The sequence below is a fragment of the Achromobacter sp. MFA1 R4 genome (genome assembly GCF_900156745.1).
In the GTDB taxonomy this organism is placed as follows: Bacteria; Pseudomonadota; Gammaproteobacteria; order Burkholderiales; family Burkholderiaceae_B; genus Achromobacter.
This window is the reverse complement of record NZ_LT707065.1, coordinates 2,236,716-2,257,693: the sequence shown is the minus strand read 5'-3', so window position 1 is coordinate 2,257,693 and position 20,978 is coordinate 2,236,716. Positions and strand designations below refer to the sequence as shown.

The following is a 20,978-nucleotide window of genomic DNA, read 5'->3' as shown; positions in this document are numbered from 1 at the left end:
ATTCCCATCAAAATTTACGGCAACAACTATTAATTGATACTCGCGTGAACAAGCAGGTGCAAATATCCGCCCGGACCTGCGCGACAGGTCTGGTGGCGCCGGGCACCTGTCGACTCACGCCTACATCTCAGATCTCATACAGCGCCGGAAAGCCGCAGTCCTGCAGCATGCCGTTGGCTTCCTTCAGGAAGGCCGGCGTGGCGGTTTCGGGCACGCGGACGAGCCATTGGACGGCTTCTTCCTTTTTGCCTTGCAGGAGCAGCAGGCGGCCCAGGTGGAACATGCCCCGGAAGTCGCCGCCTTCGGCGCAGCGCTGGTAGCAATCGAACGCGCGCGCCATGTCCTGCGGGATCACGTCGCCCGCCTCGTAGTAGCGGCCGACCACGCCGATGGACTTCACGTGGCCCGCCTGCGCGGCCTGCTGGTACAGGGCCAGCGCCGCGGCGGGGTTCTGCGTGACGCCGCCGCGCCCGCTGCGCAGCATGTGGGCATAGTTGTACAGGCCCCAGTCGAGCCCCGCATCGGCGGCCCGGCGAAACCAGTACGCCGCGACGGTGTCGTCGGCCGGCACACCCCATCCGTTTTCGTAGCAGCGTCCCACCATGTTGATGGCCATGGGGTGATCGGCATGGGCGGCGCGCTTGAACCACGCCAGTCCCTCCGCGGGCTCGCGTTCGACGCCCACGCCGTCCAGCAGCATCTGCCCGTAGATCGTCTGGGCCTCGGTCAGGCCCAATTCGGCCGCGGTGCGGATCCACGCGGCGTATTCCTCGGGCGGGCCGGATTCGCGCAGGCGCGCGAGCTGTTCGGGCGTGGTGGCGGCGACCTCGGCCGCGGTGTAGGTCTTCAATTCGGGTTCCTTCGACGACGCCATGCCCGCGCCAGGTTCTGGGCCAACGCGTCGCCCGCCTCGGTGGGCGAGCAGCGCGCGCCACAGGCCGCCATGTCGACGGTGCGCAGCCCTTCGTAGCCGCAGGGGTTGATGCCGAGGAATGGCGCAAGATCCATCTCGACGTTCAGCGACACGCCGTGATAAGCCCTGCCATTGCGGATCTTGATGCCCAGGGCCGCGATCTTGGCGAGTTCGCCGCCGGCGGGGTCGGGCACGTAGACGCCGGGCGCGCCCGGCTTGCGACAGGCGCCGCTCACGCCGAACCGAGCCAGCGTGTCGATGACGGCGGATTCCAGCAAGGCGACGTATTCCTTGACGTACATGTCGGCGCGGCGCAGGTCGAACAGCGCATAGGCCATGACCTGGCCTGGGCCGTGGTAGGTCACCTGGCCGCCTCGGTCGCAATGGACGATGGGGATGTTGCCGGGGTTGAGCACATGCTGGGGCAGGCCGGCCTGGCCCAGCGTATAGACCGGCGTGTGCTCGCACAGCCAGATCTCATCCGGCGTGTCGGCGTCGCGCTGGCTGGTGTAGGCCTGCATGTCCTGCCAGACCGGCAGGTAGTCCACCGGCCGCGCGAGCCACTTGATCACGGCGATCTTGCCTTACAGGACGATGGACACCATGGGGTGGCCATGCAGCGCCCGATACAGGGCGTCGAGCTGCTCGCGGGAGGTCGCGCGCACGGTGAAGGTCAGTCCCAGGTAGTTGCCCCCCTTGCTGGGGCGCATTTCCACGGTCGCGGCGTCGAATCCCGGATCGAACTGCAGCACGACCTCGGTCAGCGTCTGCGCGAATTCGGGATGATGCTTGCCCATGACCTTGATGGGAAAGTCGCTGGGATATTCGATCAAAGAATCTTCGGGCGGAATGTGCATGATGTGCCTAAAAAGAGTTGCCCCTGAATGTTCTTATATGGGGGCAAGCGGCGCGCCGGCAAGGGCCGGCGCGCGCCGGGCGGGCGGCCCCGGGGCCGCCCCGCGCCGGGACTACAGCGCGGCGATGCGGGCATCATAACCCGCACGCAATTGCTCAAAAACAGGGCCGGGCTTGCCGGTTCCCACGGGTTTGCCGTCCAGCGAGACGATGGCCAGCACTTCCTTGGTGGCGGACGACAGCATCAGTTCGTCGGCCTGCTCCACCTCTTGCTGCGAGATGCGGCGTGCTTCGAACGGGATGCCGGTCTCGGCGGCCAGTTCGCCCATCAGCCCGTAGCGGATGCCCTCGAGGATCAGGTTGTTCTTGGGCGGGGCCAGCAGCTTGCCGCCCGAGACGACCCAGATATTGGTGGAGGAACCTTCGGTCAGGTAGCCGTCGCGGAACTGCAGGACTTCGTCAACGTGGGCGTCCACCGCCTGCTGCTTGGCCAGCACATTGCCCAGCAGCGACACGGACTTGATTTCGCAATGCAGCCAGCGCTCGTCGGGGATGCTGATCGCGGACAGGCCCTGGGCGCGCTGCGCGGCCGCCGGCGGCGACCAGGCCGAGATCATGCCGAACACCGTCGGGGGCACGGCGGGCGACGGGAACTGGTGGTCGCGCTTGGCCACGCCGCGGGTCACCTGCAGGTACACGATGCAGGTTTCCAGGTTAGAACGGTCCAGCAATTGCTGGATCAGGTCGATCCACCCGCTGCGGTCGAACGGCTGCGCGATGCGCAAGGCGGCCAGGCTGCGGTCGAGACGGTCGAGGTGTTCGGCCATGCGGAATGCATTGCCTTGGTACACGGGGACGACTTCGTAGATGCCGTCGCCGAAAATGAAGCCGCGGTCCAGGACGGAGACCTTGGCCTCGTCCACGCGCAGGAATTCACCGTTGAGATACACCTGGCTTTCGCCCGGCACGCCCGGAATCATGAGGCACTCCTGAATTTGAAATGGAACAGGGACGAGCCGCCCGGCCCGCCCCCGAAGAATGCAAAACGGGCGTTTCGCGCACGAAACGCCCGCTGCTAGCTTACACCCGCGGCCGGGGCCGCGGTGCCAGATTTACTGGAACCAGCGCTTGACGGTGTCGACCATGCGGCCGAAGAAGCCGGCGCGCTCGACGGCGTCCTGCACCACCAGCGGTTCGGTGCGCAGCACCTTGCCGTCCAGCGTGAATTGCAGCGTGCCGACCTGCTGGCCCTTGGCCAGCGGCGCAATCAGCGGATCGGTGCGCTGCGCGACCGGCTTGAGTTCGCCGGCCTTGCCGCGCGGCACGGCGATGGAGACGGGGTTGGGCGGGCCGAGCTTGACGTTTTCGGCGGTGCCTTCCCAGACGCGGGCGTCGATGCCGGGTTGGCTCTTGTCGAACAGCTTGACCGTGTCGAAGTTCTGGAAGCTCCAGTTCAGGAGCTTCAGGCTTTCTTCGGCGCGCGTGGCTTCGCTGTCGGTGCCCACCACGACCACGAGGATGCGGCGGTCGCCGCGCACGGCCGTCGACACCAGGCAGTAGCCGGCCGATTCGGTGTGGCCGGTCTTCATGCCGTCGACCGAGGGATCGGCCCACAGCAGGCGGTTGCGGTTGGGCTGCGTGATCTTGTTGTACGTGTAGCTTTTCTGCTTGTAGTAGTGGAAGTAGTCCGGGTGATCGGTGATCAGGTGAGCGGACATCGTGGCGAGGTCGCGCACGGACGTCGTGTGCTGCGGGTCGGGCAGGCCGGTGGCGTTCATGAAGTGCGTGTTCTTCATGCCCAGGCGCTCGGCCTCCTGGTTCATCAGGGCAGCGAAGGCGGACTCGCTGCCGCCCACGGCCTCGGCCAGCGCCACGGACGCATCGTTGCCGGACTGCACGATCATGCCCTGGTTCAGTTCGTCCACGGTGACCGGCTTGCGCGGCTCGATGAACATGCGCGAACCGCCGGTGCGCCAGGCGTGTTCGGACACCGGGACCGTCTGTTCCAGCGTCAGGCGCTTTTCTTCCAGCGCGTTGAAGACCACGTAGGCCGTCATGATCTTGGTGAGCGAAGCCGGCTCGACCTTCATGTCGGGATTGGAAGCGGCCAGCGTCTGGCCGCTGTTCACATCGACGACGATCCAGGCCTTGGCCGCGATCGTGGGCGCCGGGACGGCCGACACGTCGCCGACAGGGATCGCGCCCGCAGGCGTGGGGGCCGGGGCCGTCGCAGCCGGCGCGGCGGCGGGAGCGGCGGGCGCCTGCTGCGCCCAAGCCGGCATGGAGGCCGCCAGCATCGCCGACAACACGGCGCCTGAAACGAGGCGGCGGGTAAAGACAACGGGGGATTGAGCGGAGTGAGGCAATTTCTTCATCGGCAACGTGGGTCCAGGAATGACGCCCGCCGGCGCGGGGCAAGTGGCTGACAATTATAGGCAGTCGATCAGACCCATCCCGGCCACGCGGGGTTCCCCGCGCGCCTAAAACATGCAACCTGATGCAACCTGCGGCGTGCCGCGCGGACCGTTCAGTCCAGCGCGACCTTCAGGCGAGCCTGCACCAATTGGCGCAGCACGAGCAGCTTTCCGTGAAAGAAGTGCGAGGCGCCCGGCACCACCACGACAGGGATCGAGCGCGGACGCGCCCAGTCCATGGCCTCGGACAGCGGCACCACCTCGTCCTCTTCGCCGTGCACCATGAGCGTGTCGTCGGGGACCTGCACTTCGTGCGACTGAAAGCGGTTGACGGCGGGGCCCATCAGCATCAGGGCCGACGGCAGGACGGGCTCGCCCTGCTCGGCCAGCGCGGCGTAAGTCTGCGCCGCGACGGCCGTGCCGAACGAAAAGCCCGCGAGCACCCAAGGCGCCTGCGCCAGTTCGGGATGGCGTTCGCGCATCTGCGCCACGACGGCCAGCATGTCCTGGGTTTCGCCCACGGATTTGTCGAACTCGCCTTCGGACTGGCCCACGCCACGGAAGTTGGGCCGCACCGCCACCAGCCCGTGCTGCACGCACGCGCGCGACAGCGTCGTGACCACCTTGTTCTCGCGCGCGCCGCCCTGCAACGGATGCGGATGCAGCACCAGCGCCCATCCGCGCGGCGATCCGGCGGGCCAGTCGATGGCGCAGTCGATACGGCCGGCGGCGCCGACGAAAGCGTGGGTTTCAGTGCGTGCGGACATGGCGTGACTCAGCGTGCGGAAAAAGGAACGATGTTAACCGCTCATCTCGCGCGGGCCGTCTGTGCCGGCGCTGCCAGTGTGGCGCCGAGCCATTGCGCGAGCTGGTCGCAGGCCTGGTCGGTGGCCTCGCGCAGGGCCGCGACGCCGCCTTCGGCGTCCTGCGTAGGCGCGGGCGCCGTCACCAGGATGCGCTTCTGGTCCACCACGGCGCGTCCATTCAGCAGCACGGCCTGCAACAGGATGCGCCCCTGGCTGGACTGCCCGTCCTCGGTGAAGACCTGTTCGAACTGCGCCAGCGATAGCTGCAACTGCGGCGTCTGCAAGGTGACGCGATCGTTGAGCACCGGGCCCTGGCGCGACAGGCGGTCGACGACGCGCTGGCGCACCAGGTCGGCGGGCGACGCGGCCCAGCGATACGTCGCATAGGACCGCGGCGCGGCGCTGTCGCCCACGCGCCAGATCATGCCGGTGTCGGACAGGCCGGGCGCGGACTGGAACGTCAGCGCAATCGGGTCGCGCGCCGGCAAGGCGGGCACGGGCCTGGCGTCCAGCCCCAGGTCGAACACCTTGGGCGGCGCGTCGACGCGGCCGATACCGCAGCCCGCCAGGGTCAGGGTCAGGATAAGGAGGGCGCTGCGCATCTTCATTTCGGCTATCTCCCGAATCCGGCAAAGCCGGGTTCGCCGGGTCCCGGCGCCATGGGCGCGGGACCGAACAGGAACGATTGCGGCGTGCTGTCCACACGGCGCAGGGTATTGGCGGCGCCGCGCGCGGCCGCGCCGACGTCCGTCGCCATGCCGGTGATCGCCGGCAGGGTCTCGCCATCCAGGCGCGCGGCGGCCAGGGCGATGTCGTTGAGGCTGCGCGTGGCCACAGCCAGCGGGCCGTCCGGCGCATTCAGGCGCGCCAGCGACTGGCGGGCCTGCTGCGCCAGGTCGCCGATTTCGCGGGCGGCGCGGTCGGCCTGGCGCGAGGTGCGGTCCAGCGACTCCATGAGCGGCCCGAGCTTGGCCAGCGTCGGCGTCAAAGTGCGGCTGGCCTCTTTCAGGGATTGCGAGATATCGGTGGCGTTCTGCAGGCTGGCGGTAAGGGCCTGCACGTTCTGTTCGCTGAGCACGCGCTTCAATTGCTCGGTGGCGACCTCGACGTTGGAAATCAGCTTGTCGCCGCGCTGCTCCACGCGGTCCAGGAAGCCGGGCCGCAGCGGAATGGCGGCCGGATTCTCGGCGGTGGAGGTCAGGCGCTTGAGCGAGGAGCCGTCATCGCGCAGATCCACGTTGGCCATGCCGGTCACCCCCTGCACGCCCAGTTCGGCCCACGTCGATTCGGTGATCGGCGTGTTGGGAGCCACGCCGATGCGGATGCGCACCTGGCCCGGCTTGTTGGGATTGAGCGCGAGCGACTGCACCCGGCCCACGGGCACCCCCTGGTAGCGCACGGCCGATTGCGGATTCAGGCCGGTGACGGCCGTGGCCGAGATGATCTCGTATGGCTGCAACTGCGTCCGGTCGCGGCCGATCAGGATGGCCGTCAATACCGCTGCGGCCAGCAGGACCAGCGTGAAGATGCCGGCCATGAGCGCATGACTACGGTTTTCCATGTTGCATTCCCTTCGGTGCCAAGTCCCCCAGCGCGCGCAAGCCGCGCTCGCCCAGGAAGAACGTATGAATGAACGGGTGATCGAACTTCAGCACTTCAGGCACCGTGTCGCAAATGATCACCCGCTTTTCCGCCAGCACCGCGACGCGCGTGGCCAGCGCCAGCAGCGTGTCCAGGTCGTGCGTCACCATGACGACGGTAAAGCCGAGCTGCCGGTGCAGACTGCGCACCAGGTCCACGAACTCGTCGGATCGCAGCGGATCGAGCCCGGCCGTGGGCTCGTCCAGGAACAGCAATTCCGGGTCCAGCGACAGCGCGCGCGCGAGCGCCACGCGCTTGACCATGCCGCCGGACAGGTCGGACGGGCGCTTGTCGGCGTCGCGCGACGACAGGCCCACCATCGCCAGCCGGCACATGACGACGTCGCGCACCAGGTCCTCGGGCACCGTGCGCAGTTCCCGCAGGGGCAAGGCCACATTGTCGAATACCGACAGCGCGGAGAAAAGCGCGCCGGCCTGGAACAGCATGCCCCACCGGTATGACAGCCGGCGGCGTTCGCCGGGCGTCAGTTCGGACAGCGTGTGGCCCAGCACCTTCACGGTGCCCGCCGCCGGCACGTCCAGCCCGATGATCTGGCGCAGCAGCACCGTCTTGCCCGTGCCCGACCCGCCAACTAGCACCAGGATTTCTCCGGGGAATACGGTCAGGTCCAGGTTGTCGTGCACGACGTGGTCGCCGAAGGCGGTGCGCAGGCCCCGCACGGTGATGACCGGCTCGACGGTGACGCCTTCTTCGGTGAACAGCCGGTGCTGGGTGGCGCTGTTCATCAGATGCCCACCGTGCTGAAGATGACCGCGTACACCGCGTCGAGCAGGATGACGCCGGTGATCGAGGTGACCACCGAGGTGGTGGTGCCGCGGCCCAGGCTCTCGGTGTTGGGCTGGATGCGCAGGCCGAAGTGGCAGGCGATGAGCGCGATCAGGATGCCGAAGGTCACGCCCTTGAGCATGCCGATCCAGTAATTGGTCAGGGTGATGGCGTCGGGCAGCGACTGCAGGAACCACTGCGCGGACACGCCAAGCTGCGCCTGCGCGGCCAGCATGCCGCCCAGCAGCGCCATGGCGCTGGTCCACAGCACCAGCAGGGGCATGGTGACCGCCAGCGCCACCACGCGCGGCAGGATCAGGCGCTGCCCGTGCGAGATGCCCATGACCAGCATGGCGTCCAGTTCCTGCGTGACCCGCATGACGCCGATCTGCGCCGTGATGGCCGAACCGGAGCGGCCCGCCACCAGGATGGCCGCCAGCACCGGGCCCAGTTCGCGCACGATGGATACGCCCAGCAGGCGCACGATGAAGCGGTCCGCGCCGAACATCTGGAGTTGCTGCGCAGACAGGTAGGACAGCACCACGCCGATCAGAAAGCCCACCAGCGCGGTGATGCCCAGCGCCTGCGCGCCGGTGCGGTACACCTGCGCCGAGATCTCGCGCCACGGCCCCAACCGCGGCCGGCGCAGCATCGCGCCCACGTCGAGCACCAACTGGCCCAGCATGATGAGCAGGGCCTTGCCGTTTTCGGCCGCCCGCAGGATCCCGCCGCCCATGGCGCGCACCCACGCCCAGGTCTCGGGCCTGGGCGCCGCGGTCAGCGCCTCGCCCTTGTTCATCGCCAGGGCGTTGAAGACGTCCTGCTGTCCGGCGCCCCAGCGCACGCGCTCGGGCAGTTTCTCGCCCCAGGCCTGCCAGATGATCAGCGCGCCGATCGTATCCAGCCGGTCGATGCCGTGCATGTCCCAGCGCGCGCCGGCCTGGGCCGCCCGGCCCAGCGCCGCGCGCCGACGGTCGACCTCGCCCGGCTCGGCCAGCGCCAGCACGCTCCAGTCGCCGCCGACGTGGCAAACCCCGCCCTCGTGGCGAAAAGGCGCGGCGGCGGTCGCAAGCAAGGCGGAATGCGGCATGTCGTCCGGTTATCGATGCAAAATGTGTCGTCAATCATATACGCAGGGGCTGCGCGGCCGCGAGCGCGGCCCGCGTGCCCTACAATCGCCGCCATGCTCGACCAAGTCCGCCCCATCGACCTGCCCGCCCCGGAAATCCTCGCCCGGACGCTGGGCGACCGCCTGCCCGCCTTCCAGGACATCGCCTGGACCGCCAGCACTGGATCGACCAACGCCGACCTGCTGGCCCGCGCGCGGTCGGGGGCCGGGCCGGGCAAGCCGTGGCTGCTGGGCACGCACCTGCAGGAAACCGGCCGCGGCCGCGCCGGCCGTCCCTGGCAGAACCGCTCGGGCTCCACGCTCATGTTCTCGTGCGCGTTCGACGTGCACTTGCCCGCCATGCAACTGGCGGCGCTGTCGCCGCTGGCCGGCGTGGCCGCGTGCGAAGCCCTGCGTGCCGTTGCCGGCCGCGATGCGCGCGCGCTGTGCATGAAATGGCCCAACGACGTGCAATGGCACGACGCCAAGCTGGCGGGCATCCTGGTCGAGACCACCCGCAATCCCGGCGGCCGCGACGCCGGCTACACCGTGGTGATCGGCATGGGCGTGAACCTGGTCGATGCCCCCGAGCTGTCGCGCGCGCTGGGCCGCGAGGTCGCCGATTGGACCCAGGTGCAGGCCGCGTCCGCGCACGCCGCGGCCGCCGCCGACCTGGTCTGCGCCAGCGCCACGGCGTGGCACGACGCGGTGCGCACGCTCGAGCGCGAAGGCTTCGGCGCCTTCCGGCAGCGTTTCGACCAGGTGGACGCGCTGGCGGGCCGCAAGGTGAACGTGCTGGACAAGGACGCTATTCTTCTCAGCGGAACCGCCTGTGGCGTGGACGAGCAAGGCCGCCTGCTGGTGCAGACGCCCGAGGGCGCCACACCGATCTCGGTCGGTGAAATTTCGATTCGACGCCAAGCATGATTATTCTCATCGACTCCGGCAACAGCCGCCTCAAAGTGGGTTGGCTGGACGCCAGCAATCCGGACATGCCGCGCGAACCCGCGGTCGTCGCGTTCGACGGCCTGGACCTGGACGCGCTGGACAGCTGGCTGGCGGGCTTGCCTCAAGCGCCGCGGCGCGCGCTGGGCGTGAACGTGGCCGGCGCGGCGCGCGGCGATGCCATCGCGGCCATCCTGCAGAAACGCGGCTGCGCGGTGACGTGGTCGCCATCACAGGCCACGACGCTGGGCCTGGTCAACAGCTATCGCAACCCCACCCAGTTGGGCGCGGACCGCTGGGCCTCGCTGCTGGGCGTGCTGTCGCGCCTGCCGGGCACCCACCCGCCCTTCGTGCTGGCCAGCTTCGGCACCGCGACCACCATCGACACCGTCGGACCCGACAACGTCTTCGCGGGCGGCCTGATCCTGCCGGGACCGGCCATGATGCGCACCTCGCTAGCCCATGGCACGGCCAACCTGCCCATCGCCAACGGCCAGGTCGTGCCCTACCCCACGGACACGCACGAGGCCATCGCATCCGGCATCGCCGCCGCCCAGGCCGGCGCCGTGGTGCGCCAATGGCTGGCCGGCCGCCAGCGCTACGGCCAGACCCCGCAAATCTACGCGGCCGGCGGCGGCTGGCCCGAGGTGCACCAGGAGATCGAACGGTTGCTCGCCGACGCGGGCGGCGCCTTCGGCGCGGCGCCGGTGCCGGTCTACCTGGACCACCCCGTGCTCGACGGGCTGGCCGCCGTCGCGCGCGCCACGCTGTCCCCTCATCCCTGACGCAGGCCCGGCATGCGCGTGCTATTGATCCTGATTCTGCTTGCGAACCTGGGCGTGTATGCGCTGGGACAGGGCTGGCTGGGCGCCAGGCCCGACGACGAAGGCCGGGACCCGCGGCGCTTCAGCCAGGAACTGAATCCTGGCGCGGTCACGTTGACGCCCAAGCAAAACCCATAAGATTGCTGTACGTTGCGTTGGAAAGCCCCGCCCGGAACGATCCGTGACGGTGCGCTTTCCTGCGCCTTATACGCGCCCTCTCCCAGCTTGCGCTCGCCCGAGGAGCCCACGGCCCGCGTGCCTGCGTTGCAGGGGCGCCAAGCAGGCCGCCATCAAGGAGTGAAATGAACCAAGCCACGCCGGCCAGCCAGGAGCAAACTCCGCACATCCTGCTCGTGTACCTGTGCTACTTCCTGATTCTCGGCGCCTACGCCACCTTGGTGCACCAGCCCGCAGGACAGATCGACGCCTTTAACACTACCGCCCGCGACCTGCTCAAATTCGTTCCTTCCGATCCGGGCAGCTTTATCACGGGGGCCATGGACATCGCAGACAAGGGATGGATTGCGCCGAGCAACAACTGGATCATCAGTTTCTGGCCGCCCGGTTTCCTGCTGATCGAAGCGGGCCTGATCAAGGTAATGGGGCTGGATACCCCCCATTTCGTCTATGCCATCCAGTTACTGGCCTGTGCGGCGTGGGCCCTGGTCCTGTGCCAGTTCAATCGGACGCTGCGCGACTGGGTATCAGCGCCCCTCGCCTGGCTGTTGCCCCTGGCGCTCTTCGTCCCGCCCGTTGCGCGCTCATTCCTCCTGGAGCCCGGTCGCGTCATCTTCGGGGAAACGTTTTCCATCGCCTTCTTCTTTCTGGGCGTGCTGTATGCCCTGCAAGCGCTCGGCGCGATTCGTCCCCGAAAGCTCGCCATCCTGGCGGGCATGAGCCTGGGATTCGCCGCGTATTTTCGGTCGCAGTTCGAATTGTTTGTGCTCGGTTTGACGTTTTGGTTGCTGATAGCATGGCTCTGGCATCTGATGCGTCGCAAGCAGGAGCCGGCAAGCGCGCGCTGGATGGGCGTCGCGCTGGTCATCGTCCTTTCCGCTCACGTGCTGATGCTGCCGTGGCGTGTCTACCACCAGGTGACGATGGGCAGTCCCAAGTGGGTCTATACCGAGCAATTGTCTTTTTCCACGTCGGTAACGACCCGTGAGGAGTTGCTGAGCAAGGGAGGGGGATTCATTGTCGAGGGGGGCGGAGGCCTGACATGCCGCATCGACCCCAGCACGTGCGGACGGGTCGACGAGGCAGCCAGGCTGTTCATCCGTACGCTGCTGACGCATCCCATCCAGTGGCATGCGATGAAGTTCGGAATCATCGGTAAGTATTTCTTCGCCAGTCAGCAAGATATGGACCAGGCGGGATCACCGCGGAGCGTGACGGATTACGTCACGAACATTTACTTCCTGGCCTCGATGATCGGTGCCATCCTCTTGGGTATTGCGTTGGCGCGGCGGGGGTCGGTTTTCGCACCGTTGCTCAACTGGCTCAATGTCACCGTCCTATCGGCTTACTACCTCATATTCATGGTCCACCAGTATGAGGTCCGGTACTTTTATTTCGGCAAGCTGTACGCGACCCTGATGGCGCTCACCGGCTTGGTACTTTGGATAACGAACGACAAGCAACACAGGAAGAAGTCAACACTTCGGAAATGACAAGCTCGACTCGACAAGATCCTGACTCATTCGACGCCGACGCTCGATCCGAGAGCGAGGGCCTTGAAGTGTCGATCGTCATTCCTGTGTATCGCAGCGAGACCATCGTGCCCAAGCTGGTGGCCAAAGTGGCCGACGCCATGCACACGCTGCACCTGTCCAACCGTTTCGAGCTGGTGCTGGTCAACGATTGCAGCCCGGACGACAGCTGGAAAGCCATTACCGACAACGCCCGCCTCCACCCCTTTGTCAAAGGCATTACATTGCGCAGGAATTTCGGCCAGCACAACGCCGTGATGGCCGGCCTGCATTACGCCAGGGGTCGCTATGTCATCCTGATGGACGATGACCTGCAGCACCCTCCGGAGTCCATCGGAAAACTGCTCGAAGCGCTGCGCAGCGGCTACGACGTCTGTTATACGCGGTATGTCGGTCGTCAACACGCGCTGTGGAAACGGCTGGGCAGCAGGTTCAACGACATGGTCGCCACGTACGCGCTGCGCAAACCCAAGGGACTATACCTGTCTTCTTTCAAGGGGCTGCGCCAGGAAGTGGTGCAGGAAGTGATCCGCTACGACGGGCCGTACGCGTATGTGGACGGGCTCATCCTGGACGTCACTGCGTCGATCACCTCGGTGGACATCGAACATCAAGCGCGGGCCGACGGGGAAGGCAACTACAACCTGCGGCTGTCGCTATCGCTGTGGCTCAAGATGCTGACCAGCTTTTCGATCCTGCCCCTGCGCCTGGCCACGGGTATCGGCTTCTGCATGTCTGTTTTCAGCCTGATCATGATCCTGGTGATCACCGTCCACGAGTTCCTGCATACGGACTATCCCAGAGGCTGGACCTCGCTCATTGCCACCATTCTGATGGTGGGCGGCATTCAGACTCTTTGCCTGGGCCTGATCGGCGAATACCTGGGCCGAGCGTATCTCAAGGTCAATCGCAAGCCGCAATTCGTCATCGCAGGCACGACGTTCGGTATGCCGCCGCAAAACCGTTCGAGCGCGAGCAACCCCGAGCATCATGTCTAGATTGAAGAACGAAGCGCATCGCCTGGCGAGATTTGCGCTGGGCGGTGGTTTGAACACCCTGGTCGGCTTTGGCGTCATCTTCGTCCTGATGGCCCTGGGCGTCTCGGCCGTCCTGGCAAACATCATCGGCTACACCGTCGGGTTCATTCAGAGCTTCTTCTTTTCCAAGAAGTTCGTGTTCCGCAGCGAGGGCGGGTTGGCCAGCGAGGGCGTCCGCTTTTTCTACACCTTCGCCGTCTGTTTTCTATTGAACCTGGCGATCCTGAAGATCCTGCTGGCCTACAACGTGAGACCGGTACTCGCGCAGCTGGCGGCGGCGGCCACCTACAGCGGCGCAATGTACGTGCTGTCGGCATGGCTGGTGTTCCGCCCCGGCCGCCACGACGAATCCTGAAGGGATCGCTTCAGCGCAACAGCCCGTCCAGCGCCTGCATCGTGCGCGCCGTGGCGCCGGCATGGCTGCGGAACCATCGCGCCGCCGCCGCGCCCATGGCCTCGCGCCGCGCCTCATCGGCCAGCAACGCCATGGCGGCGTCCACCGCCGCGCCTTCGCGCTCGGCGCGGCACGCCGCGCCCGCCGCGACGGCGTCCTCGGCCGCCTGCTTGAAGTTGAACGTGTGCGGCCCGACGATGACGGGCACGCCCGCCGCGCAGGCCTCGATCAGGTTCTGGCCGCCCAGCGGCGCAAAGCTGCCCGCCACGATCGCCACGTCCGACGCGGCGTAATAAAAGGCCATCTCGCCCAGCGTGTCGCCCAACAGCACGGCGGCCTGCGGCGCGGGGGCCGTGCCCGCCGAGCGGCGCACGAACGCCAGCTTTGCGTCTGTCAGCAGCCGGGCCGCTTCGTCAAAGCGCTGGGGATGGCGCGGAATCAGCAGGAAGAGCGGCGCGTCCGGCGCGGCGGCGTGGCGCTTGATCGCGTCAAGGAACGGGGCATCCTCGCCCTCGCGGGTGCTGGCCACGGCGACGACACGCCGGCCCAGTTGGGCGCGCCACGCCCGTCCCGCCTGTACCTGCGCGGGCGGCAGGACGAGGTCGAACTTGAGATTACCGGTCACCTGGGCCGCCGGCGCGCCTGCCTGTGCCAGCCGGCCGGCGTCCTCGGCCGTCTGCGCCAGCACGATGTCCAGCCCCGCCAGCGCCTCGCGCATCACGCCGCCCATCCTGCGCGCCTGCCGCAGGGACGATTCGGAATAGCGGGCGCTGACCAGCGCCATCGGCACCCGCGCCTGGCGCGCCGCGGCCAGCAGATTGGGCCAGATCTCGCGTTCCATCAGCAGGCCGCAGCGCGGACGATGGGCCGCCATGAAGCGGCGCGTCGCGCCGGGAAAATCGTACGGGAGCCAGGCCTGGCGCAATTGGCCGCGCGCGATGGCGTCCTGGAACAGGCGCTCGCCTTCCGCGCGGCCCGTGGCCGTCACATGGGTCAACAACACCGGAAGGCCGCGTTCGAGCAGCGCGTTCAAAAGCGGTAGCGCCGCCCGGGTCTCCCCCAGGCTGACGGCATGCACCCAGACAGGCGCGGCGTAAGGCAACGCGGAAGGATTTTCCGAAGGAATCAGGGACGCAACTTGGGACGGCTGGGAAGACGGCTCGGACGACGGCCCAACACGCCCGAACCGCTCGGGAGAAAAGATTTCCCAGCGCCCGCCCGCGCGCCGGGCGCGATGGGCCATCCACAGCCAGATCAGGGGCGCGAGGGCCCGGAGCGCGAGCGTATAGACGCCGCGGTTCATGTCACTGCGCGGCCAGCGCCTGCTCGACCGAGGCCATGACGGCCTCGCGCGACGGCGAGGCGCCGCGGTCGCCCAGGCTGGCGGTGTAGTTGGACCCGACCAGAGGGGTGCGCACGGGCGTGGAGGCGCGGTAGATGCCGATGGTCGGGCGGCCCAGCGCGGCGGAAAGGTGCGTCAGGCCGCTGTCCAGCCCCACCATGAGGCGCGCGCCGGCCAGCAGCTTGGCCACCGCGGACAGATCCATGCGGGGCATGACCTCGGCGCCGTCCATGCCGGCCACCAGCAGGCGGGCGCGCTCGGCCTCCTGGTCATTGCCGGCAAGCAGCTTCAACATGCAGCCGGCCTCGCGCAGGCGGCGGAACACCGCGCGCCAGTCCTCTTCGGGCCACAGTTTGTCGTCGCGGCTGGCCGACGGCATGATCACCGCGTAGCCGCGGTCGGTGTCCAGATGGTGCAGCCGGGGCAGTTCGGTGGTGTTCAGGCCGCCGCTGCCCACTTCCAGGACCGGCTCGGGCGCCTGCGTCGCCTGGCGGGCGAACGCCTGCAATCCGAAATCCGGCAGGCCGGCGTGCTGGTAGCCGAAGGTCAGCCCGGCCAGCTTGCGCTGGCGGATCACGGCGGGCTGCCAGAACTCGACGCGATGGCGCACGTTGTAGAACAGCGAGGCCAGGGGTTCGCGCGCCGACCGCCAGTCCAGGCCGTGCTTGACGCCCTGCGTCTGGCGCACCAGCCACGCCGATTTGAGCAGGGCCTGCATGTCCAGGACGACGTCGTAGCGCACGGCGCGCAGGCGCTCGCGCAACGCGCGGCGCTCGGCCCGCACCTGCGCGGACCACCAGGACTTGCGCCAGCGGCGATGCGCGACCTTGATGATTTCATTGACGGCGGGATGCCACGAGGGGATCTCGGCAAACGCCTCTTCGACGACCCAGTCGATCTGTGCGTCTGGCACATGCCGGGCGATATCCGTGATCGCCGGCAGCATGTGGACGAGGTCGCCCAAAGAGGACGTGCGAACAATGAGAATTCGTGTGGGCATGGGCAAGGATTGGTGCTTGGAGCCGCCCTCGACCCGATGTGGGCGGACACCGTTCAACGCAGCCCGAACTGTACATCAACAATGGCGATTGCTGCGCAAACCGGCACCCGGTTTTGGCCAGCGCTGGCGGCGACCCCCGGGGCCCGGCGGCGGGGGATTATTGCCGCTTCTTTTTCTTCACGATCATCCATTTCGGCATGCGGAACAAAACCAGCTTGCGATACAGCACGACATAGGTGGTCGAGAATATGCCCGTAAACAGCATCAGCAGCCAGGGCTCCTGCCAGAACAGCACCGCCGGAATGACCGCCAGCGACGACAGCAGCCACAGGTAGGGCGACGTCATCGAATTGCGCTGCGTCTGGTGCCGCATTTCGCGTGAGCCGATGGCCCAGCGGACCAGGCGCTTGTAAATCAGCATATGCAGGTGCACCCCATCCGGCGCGCCAGGCGAGCGGCCGCGCAGCCACTTCTTGCGGTAAATGGAGAACAGCGTTTCGAACACCGGATAGATGCACAGCAGGAGCGGAAACCAGGCCGACACATAGGGGTGCCTTGCCAGCATCAGCACGGACAGTTCTCCGATGATGAAACCCAGGAAATATGCCCCGCCGTCGCCAAGGAATATATGGCCGTGCGGGTAATTCCAGACCAGGAAACCGATCACCCCGCCCAGCGTGCTCAGCGCGACGATCAATAAAAACCGGTCGCCCAGATAAAACGAGACATACGCGAATCCGGCCAATATCATCGCGGAAACCACGGCGGCAAGACCGTTATATCCATCGATAATGTTGATGGCATTGGCCGCGCCCCCGATGGCGACGGAAGTAAATACCAGCGAAACCACCCAGAACTGCAGCAGCCAGTCGATCCCGATAATGTCGACACGCGTGACCGCCGCACCCAGCAGATAATAGGCCGCCACGCCCGACAAAATCGCCAGGCCCAGCCGGACCAGCACGCGGACCTGCTTGGTGAGGTCTTCCGCGAACCCCCCCAGGAACGCCGGCATGCCCGCGGCGAGCAGCAGCACCATGCTGGGCAGCACGTCGGGTTCGCGCACGGCCACCAGGGCGCAGGTCACGCCGCTGGCGATCAGCAGGGACAGCCCGCCGATCCGCGGGACGGGGGCCGCATGATACTTCTGCACCCCTTCCATATCATGGTCGGCCGTCAGGCCGTCATGCCAGGAGCGGTAGCGAACGATCAGCAAGGTCGAGATGAGCGAAACCAGGAACGCTACGAGGACGTACAGCATGGAAGGGTGCCTTTTGGAATAGGGCGGATTGTAGCGTCAGACGCGGACAAGCCATGAAAGCAAAACCCACAGTTTTGCAAACGAATAGCAACGAGGCTTGCAAAATAAAAGGGGCCTGCATCGACGGCAGGCGAGCGGCTAAACTCCCGCATCTGCTAGATGGCGAAAGGCCGTCCGCCGGCGCTCCCGGCCTGCCGGCAGACCCGACCATTCCAGTATCAAGACGTATTCTCGAATATATGCATCCTTTCAAACCCGCTGAACACGCAAGCCTGTTGCACCTGTCCGAATGGAAGGCATATTCCGAAGCCGTGCTGGAAGCGTCGTTTCGCCCCGACGCGCTGCACCTCGTGCAGGCAGCCGGCCTGACGATCGACCTGAGCGCGCACGTGGATTCCCCCGCAGCCCGCCGGGCGGGCGAGGCGCTGCTGGAGGCCCGCGGCTTTGACGCCGCGCGCAAGGCGCTGATGGCGGGCGAACCCGTGAACATGACCGAGGACCGCGCCGCCTGGCACACCATGCTGCGCGCGCCCGCCCCCATCGAGGAGGTGGCCCGCGAACACCAGCGGGTGCGCGACTTCGTGCTGGACGCCGACGCGCGGGGCCAGTGGAAGTCCATCATCCACATCGGGATCGGCGGCAGCGACTGGGGCGTGCGACTGGCGACGGACGCCTGTGGCGGCTATGGTTGCCGCCGGACCTTGAAGTTCGTCGCCAACATCGACGGACATGCCATCGAGGATGCGGTCCAGGACATCGACCCCCACGAAACGCTGGTGGTGGTGACGTCCAAGTCCTTCACCACGGCCGAGACCCTTGCCAACCTGCGCCGCGCGGTGCAATGGCTGGCGGACGCGGGCATCGCAGACCCCTACCGGCAGGTCGTCGCCATCACCGCCCGGCCGGCCGCCGCCGCCCAGCTCGGGATTCCCGACAGCCAGATCTTCCGGTTCTGGGACTGGGTGGGCGGGCGCTACTCGCTCTGGTCGGCGGTCGGCCTGCCCGTGGCGCTGGCGGTCGGGCTGGACGTGATCGAAGGCATCCGCGCCGGGGCGGCCGCCATGGACGACCACTTTGCGCAGGCCCCCATCGCCGACAACGCGCCCGCGCAGCTCGCGCTGGCCGGGGTCGCCAATCGCAGCGTGCTGGGCTATGGCTCGCTCAGCATCGCCGCCTATGACGCCCGCCTGCAGTTCCTGGCGCCCTATCTGCAGCAGCTCGACATGGAATCGCTGGGCAAGTCGGTGGATATCGCCGGCAGGCCCGTGGGCGTGCCGACCGGGCCGTCGGTCTGGGGCATGCCGGGCACGGACGGGCAGCACACGTTCTTCCAATGGCTGCACCAGGGCACCGACGGCGCCGCGGTGGATTTCATCATGTGCCGCGAAGCCGATCACCAGTGGGTCGAGGAACACGCCATGCTGCTGGCCAATTGCCTGGCCCAGCGCCAGACCCTGCTGCGCGGCACCTCCATCGACACGGACGAGGCCGCGCTGCTGGCCCAGGGAATGCCGCAGGCCGACGCGCAATGGCTGGCCCGCCACCGTCACCACCAGGGCGGACGGCCCTCGACGCTGATCGTGCTGCCGCGCCTGACGCCCGAGGCGCTGGGCGCCCTGCTGGCACTTTACGAGCACAAGGTCTTCGTGCAGGGCCTGATCTGGGGCATCAATCCGTTCGACCAATGGGGCGTGGAGGCCGGCAAGAAGATGGCCAGCGGCATCCTGCGCGAACTGCATGGCGAACCGCAAGCCCCGTCGCACGACCAGTCCACCCGGCACTGGATCTCGCTGCTGGCGGGCGACAGGCAGGGACGCTGATCCGGCCTGGCGCCGGCCCCCCGATAGCCAAACCCGCTTTTTGGGCAGAGAATGTACGCATAACGCTTCCTACAAGGAGACAGCCATGCGCATTGCCGATGCCCAATGGATTCCTTCGACGCAGCACCAGACCTGGGATGCGTTGACCGACCCGCGAGTGCTGCAGAAGTGCATTCCGGGCTGCGTGGAAGTCGCGATGCGCAGCCCGACCGAATATGCCGTCACGCTGCGCGCCAAGATCGCCGGCATCGACACCGACTACGAGGGCGAGATCCTGCTGTCGGACGTCAACGCCCCCGATAGCTGCACACTGGTGTTCGAAGGCAAGGGCCGCGCCGCCTGCCTGGCGATCGGCACCGCCCAGGTCAACCTGTCCACCAAGGACGAAGGCACGCGCGTGGCCTACACGGTGGCCGGCATGGCGGGCGGCAAGCTGGCCGAATGCGGGGAAAGCGTGCTGCTGAAGGCCGCCGAAAAAATCATCGACAAGTTCTTCACCGCCTTCATCGACCACATGGCGGCGCAGCCGCGCATGGCCCCTCCCCCTCCTCCCCCCGAACCCGAGCCGCGCGGCCTGGCGAATTCGCGCTGGTCGTGGATGCTGGTGGTGCTGGTGATCGCGGTTTTCTGGGGATACCACACGTTTTACAAGTGATAACCCTAGGGTGCCGGTGATATCCTTGGCGGCATGACGCCGCCGCCCTCACCGCCCCAGCCCGCCGCCGATCCCGCACGTTCACGGCGGGATCTGCTGATGGCGATGGCCGGCGTATCGGCGACCGTGGTGCTGGCGGCGTTCGATTCCACCATCATCAGCACCACGCTGCCGCGTGTTGCCGAGGCGCTCAACGGCATGGCGCTCTATGCGTGGGTCGGCACCGGCTACCTGCTCGCCACCGCCGCCTCCATCCTCATCTTCGGCCGGCTGGGCGACATGTTCGGGCGCAAGCCCCTCATGCTGGTGTCGGTCCTCATCATCGCGCTCGGCTCCATCGCCTGTGGGCTGGCGCAGTCCATGACGCAACTGATCGTGTTCCGCACCCTGCAGGGGATCGGCGGGGGCATGATGATCGCCACCGCGTTTGCGGCGCCGGCCGACCTCTTTCCCGACGCCAAGCAGCGGGTGAGATGGATGGCGCTGGTGTCGGCAGCGTTCGCGATGGCCAGCGGCATCGGTCCGGTGCTGGGCGGCGCGGCCACGCAGGCGCTGGGCTGGCGCGCGGCATTCTTCATTTCGCCGATCGCGGCCGCGGGCGCGTTTTTCCTGCTGGCGCGCTACTTCCCGCGCATCCGCCCCATCCACGACGGCAACCGCAAGATCGACTGGGTGGGCGCCATCCTGCTGGTGCTGGCGGTGGGCGCGCCGCTCGCCGCGCTGGAACTGGCCTTTGCCAGCGGCGATCACGCGCAGCCGGTGCTGGGCCTGACGCTGGCGCTGGTCGGCGCGGCCGCCATCGCCATCCTGATCCCGACGGAACGCCGGGTGCAGTCGCCGATCTTCCCGCTGCGCGTGCTGTCCGGGCGCGAGCCGCGCCTGTTGAACCTGGCGGCCATGATGGTGGGCGCGGTGATGTTCATCCTGATCTTCTACAGCCCGCTGCTGCTGCAACAGGTGCTGGGCTACACGCCCAGCCAGGCGGGCCTGCTGCTGACGCCGCTGGTCGCGGCCATCTCGGTCGGCAGCATCATCAACGGCCGCATGTTTCCCAAGCAGACCGAGCCGCAGCGGCTGATGGTGTTCGGCGGCGGGCTGCTCGCGGCCGGCTCGCTGATGGTGCTGCTGATTTCGCCGGGCACGTCGGCCTGGTGGATCCTGGGCGCGTTCTTCGTCAACGGCTGCGCGCTGGGCTTTCTGCTGCCCAACCTGACGCTCTTCATGCAGATGCTGAGCGAACGGCGCGACGTCGGCGTCGCCTCGGCGCTGGTGCAGACCACGCGCGCCATCGGCAGCGCCCTGGGCACCGCCGTGGTCGGCATCCTGATTTCCCACAGCACGGTGCTGAACGGCGTGCGCACCGGCCTGGTCCTGTGCGTCGTCCTGTCCCTGACCTGCGCGCTGCTGGCGCACCGGGTCAAGATGAAGAATCTGGTCACGAACCGGAAATAAGGCGCTCCTCCGAGAC

Annotated in this window: 22 protein-coding genes; 9 read left to right on the top strand and 13 right to left on the bottom strand. The window is 67.3% G+C overall.

What is annotated here, in order from left to right; all coding sequences use genetic code 11:
• Window positions 1–127: 127 nt before the first annotated feature.
• From BXA00_RS10260 to BXA00_RS10215, 10 genes are all read right to left on the bottom strand, one after another.
• The gene (locus BXA00_RS10260) at window positions 128–850 is read right to left on the bottom strand and encodes a tetratricopeptide repeat protein (RefSeq protein ID WP_076518399.1); all 723 of its coding nucleotides are present in this window, start codon (window positions 848–850) and stop codon (window positions 128–130) included.
• Window positions 847–1,485, bottom strand: a complete 639-nt coding sequence (gene lipB / locus BXA00_RS10255) for a lipoyl(octanoyl) transferase LipB (protein ID WP_076518398.1) — start codon at window positions 1,483–1,485, stop codon at window positions 847–849. The genes BXA00_RS10260 and lipB overlap by 4 nt, the downstream gene beginning before the upstream one ends.
• 12 nt (window positions 1,486–1,497) lie before the next feature.
• On the bottom strand, window positions 1,498–1,770 hold the full coding sequence (locus tag BXA00_RS10250) for a YbeD family protein (RefSeq protein WP_076518397.1): 273 nt from the start codon (window positions 1,768–1,770) through the stop codon (window positions 1,498–1,500).
• A gap of 111 nt (window positions 1,771–1,881) precedes the next feature.
• A complete protein-coding gene (locus tag BXA00_RS10245) occupies window positions 1,882–2,748 on the bottom strand; it encodes a D-amino acid aminotransferase (protein ID WP_076518396.1) in 867 nt (288 codons plus the stop codon).
• 132 nt (window positions 2,749–2,880) lie between these two features.
• Window positions 2,881–4,143, bottom strand: a complete 1,263-nt coding sequence (locus BXA00_RS10240; RefSeq protein WP_156902783.1) for a D-alanyl-D-alanine carboxypeptidase family protein — start codon at window positions 4,141–4,143, stop codon at window positions 2,881–2,883.
• A 152-nt stretch (window positions 4,144–4,295) separates the two neighbouring features.
• Window positions 4,296–4,949 carry an alpha/beta hydrolase gene (locus BXA00_RS10235; protein WP_076518395.1) on the bottom strand — a complete coding sequence of 218 codons (654 nt, stop codon included), beginning with the start codon at window positions 4,947–4,949 and terminating at the stop codon, window positions 4,296–4,298.
• A 41-nt stretch (window positions 4,950–4,990) separates the two neighbouring features.
• On the bottom strand, window positions 4,991–5,596 hold the full coding sequence (locus tag BXA00_RS10230) for an ABC-type transport auxiliary lipoprotein family protein (protein WP_076518394.1): 606 nt from the start codon (window positions 5,594–5,596) through the stop codon (window positions 4,991–4,993).
• A gap of 5 nt (window positions 5,597–5,601) precedes the next feature.
• A complete protein-coding gene (locus BXA00_RS10225; protein ID WP_076518393.1) occupies window positions 5,602–6,549 on the bottom strand; it encodes an MlaD family protein in 948 nt (315 codons plus the stop codon).
• The gene (locus BXA00_RS10220) at window positions 6,536–7,375 is read right to left on the bottom strand and encodes an ABC transporter ATP-binding protein (protein ID WP_076518392.1); all 840 of its coding nucleotides are present in this window, start codon (window positions 7,373–7,375) and stop codon (window positions 6,536–6,538) included. The genes BXA00_RS10225 and BXA00_RS10220 overlap by 14 nt, the downstream gene beginning before the upstream one ends.
• Complete coding sequence (locus tag BXA00_RS10215) at window positions 7,375–8,505, bottom strand: ABC transporter permease (RefSeq protein ID WP_076518391.1); 1,131 nt, start codon at window positions 8,503–8,505, stop codon at window positions 7,375–7,377. The genes BXA00_RS10220 and BXA00_RS10215 overlap by 1 nt, the downstream gene beginning before the upstream one ends.
• Before the next feature lie 93 nt (window positions 8,506–8,598).
• Here BXA00_RS10215 and BXA00_RS10210 point away from each other — a divergent pair, with 93 nt between their 5' ends.
• The 6 genes from BXA00_RS10210 to BXA00_RS10190 all read left to right on the top strand — a co-directional run bounded on the left by BXA00_RS10210 (window position 8,599) and on the right by BXA00_RS10190 (window position 13,393).
• On the top strand, window positions 8,599–9,450 hold the full coding sequence (locus BXA00_RS10210) for a biotin--[acetyl-CoA-carboxylase] ligase (protein WP_076518390.1): 852 nt from the start codon (window positions 8,599–8,601) through the stop codon (window positions 9,448–9,450).
• Window positions 9,447–10,253, top strand: a complete 807-nt coding sequence (locus BXA00_RS10205) for a type III pantothenate kinase (RefSeq protein WP_076518389.1) — start codon at window positions 9,447–9,449, stop codon at window positions 10,251–10,253. The genes BXA00_RS10210 and BXA00_RS10205 overlap by 4 nt, the downstream gene beginning before the upstream one ends.
• A 12-nt stretch (window positions 10,254–10,265) precedes the next feature.
• Complete coding sequence (locus tag BXA00_RS29070; protein ID WP_172805869.1) at window positions 10,266–10,430, top strand: hypothetical protein; 165 nt, start codon at window positions 10,266–10,268, stop codon at window positions 10,428–10,430.
• Between the two features lie 164 nt (window positions 10,431–10,594).
• A complete protein-coding gene (locus tag BXA00_RS10200; protein WP_076518388.1) occupies window positions 10,595–11,962 on the top strand; it encodes a hypothetical protein in 1,368 nt (455 codons plus the stop codon).
• A 68-nt stretch (window positions 11,963–12,030) separates the two neighbouring features.
• Entirely contained in the window at window positions 12,031–12,999 is a 969-nt protein-coding gene (locus BXA00_RS10195) for a glycosyltransferase family 2 protein (RefSeq protein WP_231952240.1), read from the top strand.
• Window positions 12,992–13,393 carry a GtrA family protein gene (locus BXA00_RS10190; protein ID WP_076518386.1) on the top strand — a complete coding sequence of 134 codons (402 nt, stop codon included), beginning with the start codon at window positions 12,992–12,994 and terminating at the stop codon, window positions 13,391–13,393. Before BXA00_RS10195 ends, BXA00_RS10190 begins: the two co-directional genes overlap by 8 nt.
• Before the next feature lie 10 nt (window positions 13,394–13,403).
• Here BXA00_RS10190 and BXA00_RS10185 read toward each other — a convergent pair whose 3' ends face one another.
• The 3 genes from BXA00_RS10185 to BXA00_RS10175 all read right to left on the bottom strand — a co-directional run bounded on the left by BXA00_RS10185 (window position 13,404) and on the right by BXA00_RS10175 (window position 17,035).
• Window positions 13,404–14,735 carry a 3-deoxy-D-manno-octulosonic acid transferase gene (locus BXA00_RS10185; RefSeq protein ID WP_076518385.1) on the bottom strand — a complete coding sequence of 444 codons (1,332 nt, stop codon included), beginning with the start codon at window positions 14,733–14,735 and terminating at the stop codon, window positions 13,404–13,406.
• 1 nt (window position 14,736) lies between these two features.
• Window positions 14,737–15,774 (bottom strand): lipopolysaccharide heptosyltransferase I, encoded by a 1,038-nt coding sequence (gene waaC / locus BXA00_RS10180; RefSeq protein WP_076518384.1) that lies wholly within the window; start codon window positions 15,772–15,774, stop codon window positions 14,737–14,739.
• A gap of 157 nt (window positions 15,775–15,931) precedes the next feature.
• Window positions 15,932–17,035 (bottom strand): glycosyltransferase, encoded by a 1,104-nt coding sequence (locus BXA00_RS10175; RefSeq protein ID WP_076518383.1) that lies wholly within the window; start codon window positions 17,033–17,035, stop codon window positions 15,932–15,934.
• A 239-nt stretch (window positions 17,036–17,274) separates the two neighbouring features.
• On the opposite strand from BXA00_RS10175, the gene pgi reads away from it, so the two are divergent.
• From pgi to BXA00_RS10160, 3 genes are all read left to right on the top strand, one after another.
• On the top strand, window positions 17,275–18,855 hold the full coding sequence (pgi, locus tag BXA00_RS10170; protein ID WP_076518382.1) for a glucose-6-phosphate isomerase: 1,581 nt from the start codon (window positions 17,275–17,277) through the stop codon (window positions 18,853–18,855).
• Between the two features lie 85 nt (window positions 18,856–18,940).
• Window positions 18,941–19,510 (top strand): carbon monoxide dehydrogenase subunit G, encoded by a 570-nt coding sequence (locus tag BXA00_RS10165; RefSeq protein WP_076518381.1) that lies wholly within the window; start codon window positions 18,941–18,943, stop codon window positions 19,508–19,510.
• A 99-nt stretch (window positions 19,511–19,609) separates the two neighbouring features.
• Window positions 19,610–20,962, top strand: coding sequence for an MFS transporter (locus tag BXA00_RS10160; protein WP_076518380.1), 1,353 nt, complete (start codon window positions 19,610–19,612; stop codon window positions 20,960–20,962).
• The last annotated feature ends 16 nt before the right edge of the window (window positions 20,963–20,978 follow it).

Coding starts and splice junctions, on each gene's coding strand:
- BXA00_RS10250 (WP_076518397.1), bottom strand. CDS start 1,770: ATGCACATTCCGCCCGAAGATTCTTTGATCGAATATCCCAGCGACTTT.
- BXA00_RS10245 (WP_076518396.1), bottom strand. CDS start 2,748: ATGATTCCGGGCGTGCCGGGCGAAAGCCAGGTGTATCTCAACGGTGAA.
- BXA00_RS10240 (WP_156902783.1), bottom strand. CDS start 4,143: ATGAAGAAATTGCCTCACTCCGCTCAATCCCCCGTTGTCTTTACCCGC.
- BXA00_RS10235 (WP_076518395.1), bottom strand. CDS start 4,949: ATGTCCGCACGCACTGAAACCCACGCTTTCGTCGGCGCCGCCGGCCGT.
- BXA00_RS10230 (WP_076518394.1), bottom strand. CDS start 5,596: ATGAAGATGCGCAGCGCCCTCCTTATCCTGACCCTGACCCTGGCGGGC.
- BXA00_RS10225 (WP_076518393.1), bottom strand. CDS start 6,549: ATGGAAAACCGTAGTCATGCGCTCATGGCCGGCATCTTCACGCTGGTC.
- BXA00_RS10220 (WP_076518392.1), bottom strand. CDS start 7,375: ATGAACAGCGCCACCCAGCACCGGCTGTTCACCGAAGAAGGCGTCACC.
- BXA00_RS10215 (WP_076518391.1), bottom strand. CDS start 8,505: ATGCCGCATTCCGCCTTGCTTGCGACCGCCGCCGCGCCTTTTCGCCAC.
- BXA00_RS10210 (WP_076518390.1), top strand. CDS start 8,599: ATGCTCGACCAAGTCCGCCCCATCGACCTGCCCGCCCCGGAAATCCTC.
- BXA00_RS10205 (WP_076518389.1), top strand. CDS start 9,447: ATGATTATTCTCATCGACTCCGGCAACAGCCGCCTCAAAGTGGGTTGG.
- BXA00_RS29070 (WP_172805869.1), top strand. CDS start 10,266: ATGCGCGTGCTATTGATCCTGATTCTGCTTGCGAACCTGGGCGTGTAT.
- BXA00_RS10200 (WP_076518388.1), top strand. CDS start 10,595: ATGAACCAAGCCACGCCGGCCAGCCAGGAGCAAACTCCGCACATCCTG.
- BXA00_RS10190 (WP_076518386.1), top strand. CDS start 12,992: ATGTCTAGATTGAAGAACGAAGCGCATCGCCTGGCGAGATTTGCGCTG.
- BXA00_RS10185 (WP_076518385.1), bottom strand. CDS start 14,735: ATGAACCGCGGCGTCTATACGCTCGCGCTCCGGGCCCTCGCGCCCCTG.
- waaC (WP_076518384.1), bottom strand. CDS start 15,774: ATGCCCACACGAATTCTCATTGTTCGCACGTCCTCTTTGGGCGACCTC.
- BXA00_RS10175 (WP_076518383.1), bottom strand. CDS start 17,035: ATGCTGTACGTCCTCGTAGCGTTCCTGGTTTCGCTCATCTCGACCTTG.
- pgi (WP_076518382.1), top strand. CDS start 17,275: ATGCATCCTTTCAAACCCGCTGAACACGCAAGCCTGTTGCACCTGTCC.
- BXA00_RS10165 (WP_076518381.1), top strand. CDS start 18,941: ATGCGCATTGCCGATGCCCAATGGATTCCTTCGACGCAGCACCAGACC.
- BXA00_RS10160 (WP_076518380.1), top strand. CDS start 19,610: ATGGCGATGGCCGGCGTATCGGCGACCGTGGTGCTGGCGGCGTTCGAT.